The following is a 5,763-nucleotide window of genomic DNA, read 5'->3' on the forward strand; positions in this document are numbered from 1 at the left end:
ATTGGAATATGAAAGATTTGTTGTTTAACTGTGTTTATCTGTGTTAATCTGTGGTTTTTGATATCATTGGTGGTTATTGGAATATGAAAGATTTGTTGTTTAACTGTGTTTATCTGTGTTAATCTGTGGTTTTTGATATCGTTGGGGGGTAGATGAAAAATGAACTTGAAATCCTGATACGCGCTCGGTACCCGATTATCAGTGTTCTCACTTGGGAAGAAGAACGGGTTGAAGAAGAACTCAAAACAATCGCGAAAAATAGCAGCAAAAATGTTTTTTCCTGGTCGGTAACCCGCGGAATTATGCCGTTAGGTGCATCAATCCAATCCAAAAAAATACTTGTTGAAGGAAGCACAGACCCGCTTGTTGCATTGCAGGAAGTTCTGGAACGGATTGACCCTGCAATTTATGTTTTCAAGGATTTTCATCCGTATCTAACAAATCCTGAAATCGTAAGAAAATTACGTGAACTTGCGCAGTATCTAAAAGAATCCTACAAGACGCTGATAATCATCTCACCACAACTCAAAATTCCGCTTGAACTTGAAAAGGATATCACCGTTATTGACTACTGTCTGCCTGATTACGAAACGCTGAACAATCTTATTGAAGATGTTGTCAACGAATTGAATAAATCGGAAAAAATAAAGGTTTCACTTTCTGATGACGCCCGAGAACGATTGATAAAATCATTGATGGGGCTTACATTAAAGGAAGCAGAAAATGTTATAGCGAGAGCGATAATTGTGCAGGGCAAACTTGACGAGTCAGCAGTTCCGGTGGTGCTTTCTGAGAAGAAACAAATCATAAGAAAATCCGGTGTGCTGGAGTATTATGAATATGATGAAGGGTTTGAAAATGTCGGCGGACTTGAAACATTGAAGAACTGGATGCTGGAACAACTGCGAGAGTGTTTGGCGGGTTCATCACATGGCTTCAGGAAAAAATATCGCCTGTTTTTGTAATCGCAACTGCAAACAATATCGCTCAACTACCACCTGAACTTTTGCGAAAAGGCAGGTTTGACGAGATATTTTTTGTGGATTTGCCAAAAAAAGCAGAACGAAAAGAAATATTCAAAATCCATCTCCAAAAAAGAGGAAGAAATCCTGAAAATTTCAATCTGGATTTACTTGCTGAAAAATCCGATGGATTCAGCGGTGCAGAAATAGAACAAGCAGTAATCTCAGCGCTCTACGATGTATTCTATGATAAAAAAGAACTGTCAACAGAAAACATTCTGAAAGCGATTTCCGAGACAGTCCCGCTATCCAAAACAATGTCCGAACAGATAGAAGAAATACGGAACTGGTCCGAAGGTAGAGCCAGAAAGGCATCTTAAAAACATAGAAGCGGATACACGCGGAAATCACGCAGATAGAACGCTGAAATTTATTTGCATAAAATCTGCGTGAATCTGCTTCTAATCCATTCAGGGGGAGTTTATGTCGGCAGTAAGTGTTTTAACGCCTGTTTTAGTTAATGTAGCTTGGCCTGTTATCACTGCAGCTGTAGCAGGTGCATTGACATCTATTGGTTATAATGTTGTCAGACCTGCAGCAAGAGTTAAAGGAACTGACGATGTGAAAAAATCGGTTGAACTTGAACTGAAAAACGCATCCGCAGTCGGCGAGAAACTTGGCGAGGAAGAAGAACTTGTTCTGGAAAACGGGCCTGTTACTGTCTCATTCAAAAAAGATGCCGAAGGAAAATGCAAGGTCTGTGTGTCCGGCAGAGGTAAATCCGACGAAGAATTAAAGGCGCTCGGTACAGAAATATCTAACAGAATAGTTCAGACATATGTCCATCAAAAAATCACGCAGGAGTTAAAAAAGCGCGGGTTCACAATGAAAGAAGAAAAATTAGCCGACGGCACAATAAAACTTTCCGTTAAAAAGATATAGAAAAACCAATCGCTGTTGACAAATTGCTTCAATTTATGTAAAATCTCACAAGAACTAAATAAAAACCTTAAAAAGTGTTTAGTAGGGTAAATAAAATGGATAAAAATCTGATTTTGGAAATTCTGAATGATTGGAATTTTTGGAAAAAAGAGCAAGAAACAGGCAAAAATAGAAATGATTACTTAAAAATCTGTATGGATTCGTTAAAATCCAATGTTATTCTTGCTATCATCGGTATTAGAAGAGCAGGGAAGTCATACCTTATGCGCCAGATTGCTAAAAATCTAATTTCTGACAACTTCAAACTGGAAAACATATTGGTAGTAAATTTTGAGGACCAGAGATTCACGAATCTGTATCCGGAAATTTTACAGGAAATTTATGAGACATATCTTGAGTTCTTAAAACCTTCACAAAAACCTTTTATCTTTCTAGACGAAGTTCATAATGTACCTAACTGGGAACGATGGGTAAGAACTATTCATGAACTTAGGAAAGCAAAAATTGTCATATCCGGCTCTTCATCAAAATTGCTTGCCGGTGAGTTGGCAACACTTGTGACAGGTCGGCACCTTGATGTTTATGTATATCCGTTGGACTTCTGTGAATTTCTATATTTCAGAGATACACCAATAAAAGATCAACTGGATATTATATCCAAGAAAATAGAAATAAAATCATTTTTGAGAGAATACATGGAATGGGGTGGATTCCCAGAGGCTGTTTTAAGCGAAGATAAAAAAAGGTTACTTTTAACTTATTTTGATGATATTCTGACAAAAGATGTTGAAAAAAGATACAAAATAAAAAAAGTGGAAGTTCTAAGAACACTGGCAAGATTTTATCTAACTAATACTGCAAAACCAATAACCTTCAATTCTGTAAGAAAAGTTTTAAATACCGCCACTGTTACAGTTGAAAAATTTTCAGCATATTTAGAAGCAGCAAATTTAATTTTTTTTGTGAAGCGGTTTTCTTACTCTGTCAAAGAACAGGAAAAAGCAGCAAGAAAAGTCTATACGACAGATGTAGGACTTGCTAATGCAATCGGGTTCAGATTCAGTGAAAATTGGGGTCGCTTGATTGAAAATATAGTTGCAATAAAATTGAACAAAGAACAAAAGTTTAATCCAAATTTAGAAATTTATTATTGGAAAAATAATAATAAAGAAGTAGATTTCATCATAAAAGATGGATTACAGGTAAAAGAATTGATACAGGTCTGCTGGGATATAAGTGACTATGATGTCAAAAAGCGAGAATTAAAAGCAATGACGAAAGCGTTAGATGAATTCAAATTAAATAAAGGACTGATTATCACCGGTGATTATGAAAATAAAGAAAAAATAGATAATAAGATAATAGAGTTTATCCCTATCTGGAAGTGGCTGTTAAGAAACTTTAATGGGTAGATTTGATTGGCTGGAAACAGAAGTAGCAAAAATACAAAAAGCATCTTCTGAAAAAGAGCGGTTTGATGTTAATTATTATCTGCAAGAGGCTGAAAAACTTTTTCGCGAGGGCGGATACGAGACAGCATTAAGGTCGTATTCAAAAGCACTTGGCGAAGACCCGACGGCAATTCCTGCATGGCTCGGTCAGGTCAGATGCCTTTTGGATTTAGATGAACTGAAAGAAGCACGCGTGTGGGTCAACAAGGCGCTTGAAAAATTTCCGGAGTCAGCAGAACTGCTCTCAATAAAAGCGGTTGTTCTCGCAAGAATGTATGAAATAAACGAGGCGCTGGTATTGTCAAACAGAGCGATTTCTAAAAAAGAGCCGTCAAAATATATCTGGCTTGACAGGGGATTTGTCCTTCTATCTGATAATGATGAAACAAATGCAGAACACTGTTTCTCAAAAGTTTTAGAAGGTAACCCACTTGAGCCATTTTTTAATTTAAGGATTGGGATTTGTTATCTTGATTGCAAAAAATTTGAGAAAGCAAAAATATATTTGGAAAAATGTGCGAATATTTCAGCATCAAACCCGCTTGTGTGGTATAAATTGGGTCAGTGCAATGAAGGACTCGGATTCATTGACAGGGCATTGTGGTGTTATGAGAAATCACTCGCATTAAAACCCGAGTTTACAAAAGAAGTTGAATCAGTAATACAGAATCTAAAGGGGCGTGGTATTTTTTCAAAACTAAAAAACCGGTTAAAATATTTTTGTGTTTTTCTCTGTGGTAAAGTTTTTGAATTAATAATATGGATGATTGGAATTTAATAATGATTGTGCTTGCAGTCCAAATTTTAATTTTTTATTTTCTTATTTGGCGAGAAATAAAAGAGTATTATCCTGTAATGGCAATAATTATATTTCCATTTATGGCATTGCTATCACTTTTTATGTATGGAGCCATTTTTGGTGATAGAAACACAAGAATAATTTTTTTCTTTGGAACAATAGGTTCGTTTTTAGTAGGGAGTGTTGTTGTCCGACTTGTGTTTTCTGGAATTGATACCGCTGCTCAAAAATTTGTTGATAAAATGTTCGGGTTTATGCCTGAAAAAGAGAAGCGGGAAAGCCATAAAAAGGCGCTACAGTTGACAAGCCAGCAGAAATTTCGGGAAGCGATTGAAAATTTTAGAGATATTCTGAAAAATGACCCTAACGATGTAACTGCACAATTGCGGATTGCATTGATTCAACACACGCACCTCAGAGATTTTCAGCGGGCACTGGTAGAATATAAAAAAGTGCTCGCTATGAACCCGAAACCGCAAATCAAACGATTCGTCAAGATGCAGATAAATGAAATTCTTTCCGGCCGTGGAGATGAAACAATCGTCTCCTGGCAAGTTCGTGATTTTGGAGGATAACGATGCCACAAGAAATGGAAATTGAGATTTTGCCCGACGGTGAAACAAAAGTCCATATCAAAGGAATCAAAGAGAAAAAGTGTATAGAATATGTGGAGATATTCAAAAAACTTATCGGCAAACTAAAAAGCCAGAAACTAACATCAGAGTATTACGAACCTGAAACAAGTATCAATATAGAAAGCAAGAGATTGTAAACCAGTTTTTCTATTGACAAATTGAATTATTTAGATACAATTATTGTAATTCAATAATTGTAATACAATAATGCACACTTTGGGAGCAAAATATGAAGAATCCATTCTATCTGAAACCTTTACCATTAAACGTTCCTTTCTGTAACAGAGAAAAAGAAATAAATGATTTAGTAAAACACGCTGAAAATTTTACTGATGTTGTTTTTTCTTCTCCAAGAAGATATGGCAAAACATCTTTGATTAAACGGGTTCAGGATATATTAAACAAAAAAGGTATGATTACTGTTTACATTGATTTTTATGGAATTAGTTGTATTGAAGATGTATCCGCTAAACTTACTAGTGGTCTGTATTCCGTTATCTATAAAAAGGAATCATTATTCAAAAAAACTATCAAATTCTTTTCAGGGTTACGTCCTGTAATTAAACCGGACCCAGAAACAGGAATAGCCATAACAGTAGAAATTGCAAGAGGGAAAACCGGCACTCAGTTACTTGAAGAAACAATGAAAGGTTTCTCAGAATTTCTTGAATCAAGTAAAACATCGTGCAATATCGCTCTGGACGAATTTCAGGAAATAACAGAATTAAAAGAATCAAAAACGATTGAAGGTATTATGCGTTCCTATATTCAGCAACAGCAAAATGTTTCATATTTTTTTATTGGCAGTCGGCGTAGAATTCTTTCAGATATTTTTAATGATAAAAAACTGTCAATTGCAATGTAAAATTATACCAGGGTTGCAATGTAAAAGTATACCACCTGCAGGTGGTATAATTAATGGTTCAGGTGGTAATTAGATGTGTTGCAAAGTAAAAGTATACCAGGTAAGTGAA

The 5,763-nt window shown here is 35.7% G+C and carries 8 protein-coding genes; all 8 read left to right on the top strand.

Annotated features, from left to right (window positions below):
* Window positions 1-152: 152 nt before the first annotated feature.
* Window positions 153-965, top strand: coding sequence for a hypothetical protein (locus AB1349_06515; GenBank protein MEW6556990.1), 813 nt, complete (start codon window positions 153-155; stop codon window positions 963-965).
* Entirely contained in the window at window positions 911-1,342 is a 432-nt protein-coding gene (locus AB1349_06520; protein MEW6556991.1) for an AAA family ATPase, read from the top strand. The genes AB1349_06515 and AB1349_06520 overlap by 55 nt, the downstream gene beginning before the upstream one ends.
* 103 nt (window positions 1,343-1,445) lie before the next feature.
* Complete coding sequence (locus AB1349_06525) at window positions 1,446-1,904, top strand: hypothetical protein (GenBank protein ID MEW6556992.1); 459 nt, start codon at window positions 1,446-1,448, stop codon at window positions 1,902-1,904.
* A gap of 95 nt (window positions 1,905-1,999) precedes the next feature.
* Window positions 2,000-3,316 carry an ATP-binding protein gene (locus AB1349_06530; protein MEW6556993.1) on the top strand — a complete coding sequence of 439 codons (1,317 nt, stop codon included), beginning with the start codon at window positions 2,000-2,002 and terminating at the stop codon, window positions 3,314-3,316.
* Window positions 3,309-4,133, top strand: coding sequence for a tetratricopeptide repeat protein (locus AB1349_06535; protein ID MEW6556994.1), 825 nt, complete (start codon window positions 3,309-3,311; stop codon window positions 4,131-4,133). The genes AB1349_06530 and AB1349_06535 overlap by 8 nt, the downstream gene beginning before the upstream one ends.
* Window positions 4,115-4,729, top strand: a complete 615-nt coding sequence (locus AB1349_06540) for a hypothetical protein (protein MEW6556995.1) — start codon at window positions 4,115-4,117, stop codon at window positions 4,727-4,729. The genes AB1349_06535 and AB1349_06540 overlap by 19 nt, the downstream gene beginning before the upstream one ends.
* 2 nt (window positions 4,730-4,731) lie before the next feature.
* Complete coding sequence (locus AB1349_06545) at window positions 4,732-4,926, top strand: DUF2997 domain-containing protein (GenBank protein ID MEW6556996.1); 195 nt, start codon at window positions 4,732-4,734, stop codon at window positions 4,924-4,926.
* A 92-nt stretch (window positions 4,927-5,018) separates the two neighbouring features.
* On the top strand, window positions 5,019-5,654 hold the full coding sequence (locus AB1349_06550) for an ATP-binding protein (GenBank protein MEW6556997.1): 636 nt from the start codon (window positions 5,019-5,021) through the stop codon (window positions 5,652-5,654).
* The last annotated feature ends 109 nt before the right edge of the window (window positions 5,655-5,763 follow it).

The organism is Elusimicrobiota bacterium (assembly GCA_040757695.1).
GTDB lineage: Bacteria > Elusimicrobiota > UBA8919 > UBA8919 > UBA8919 > JBFLWK01.